A 1253-nucleotide genomic window follows, 5' to 3' on the forward strand; every position below is an offset into this window, starting at 1 on the left:
CGGGCTGGCCGAGCTGCGCGGCCTGCTGGCCCGCCCGCTGGCCTCCTACTACCTGCTGCTCTCCAGCGCCGGCCTGCTGCTGGTGATCGGGCTGACCATGGTCTTCTCGGCGACCAGCGTGAAGGACTACGCCGAGGGCGGCGACGCCTCGGCCTCCCTGGTCAAGCAGACGATCTTCGCGATCATCGGCATCGTGGCGTTCTGGGCCTGCCAGCGCCTGCCCGCCCGGACCTTCCGCGCACTGGGCCGGCCGGTGCTGGGCGCGGCGGTGGTGCTGCTGCTCGTGCTCAACCTGCTGGTGGCGCTGAAGTCGCTGTTCGGGGTGAAGTCGGTGGGCCCGCTGCGGGCCACCTGCTCTGGCTCTATCTCGGCCCGATCCAGGTGCAGCCCGCCGAGCTGGCCAAGCTGGCTCTGGCCCTCTGGGGAGCGCACGTCCTGGCCCGCAAGGGCGCCGCGCTGGGCTGGTGGAAGGAGCTGGCCACCCCGCTCTTCCCGGTGGTCGCCCTGCTCTTCGTGCTGGTCGGCTACAACGACCTGGGCAGCATGCTCTGCCTGTTGGCCCTGGTGGTGGGGTTGCTCTGGGCGGCCGGCGTGCGGCTGCAGATCTTCGCCGCCCTCTCCGCGGTCGGCCTGCTCGGCATCGGCCTGCTGGTCGCCGCGGCCTCGGTCGGCGCGGGGTCCGGCTCCCGGGACGCCGACAACTACCGGCTGGCCCGGCTCACCTCGTTCATCAACCCGCCCAACCCGGCGAAGTGCTTCGAGACCAACTGCTACCAGATCGTCCAGGCCCGCAACGCCATCGAGCACGGCGGCTGGTTCGGCGTCGGGCTGGGCAAGAGCAGCCTCAAGTTCGGCTGGCTGCCCGAGGCGCACAACGACTTCATCTTCGCGATCATCGCGGAGGAGCTGGGCGTGGTCGGCTGCACGGTGGTGCTGGTGCTCTTCGCCGTGCTCGCGTACACCGGGCTGCGGATCGCCCGGCGGGTGGAGGATCCGTTCCGCCGGCTCGCCGCCGCCGGCGTCACCGCCTGGCTGGTCGGCCAGGCGGTGATCAACATCGGTGGGGTCACCGGCCTGATGCCGCTGACCGGCGTGCCGCTGCCGTTCATCTCCGACGGCGGCAGCGCCCTGGTGGTCACCCTGGCGGCGGTCGGGATGCTCGCCTCGTTCGCCCGCGCGGAGCCCGACGCGGCCCGAGCCCTGCATGCCCGTCCGCCGGCCCGCTGGGTCCGACTAGTCTGGGCCCCGTTGCC

General features: G+C 72.3%; 1 pseudogene. It reads left to right on the plus strand.

Annotated features, from left to right (window positions below):
- A pseudogene (locus JNW87_RS38865) lies at nt 1-1253 on the plus strand (FtsW/RodA/SpoVE family cell cycle protein); the annotation flags it as partial.

Source organism: Micromonospora sp. ATA51, from assembly GCF_016802855.1.
Lineage (GTDB): Bacteria > Actinomycetota > Actinomycetes > Mycobacteriales > Micromonosporaceae > Micromonospora > Micromonospora sicca.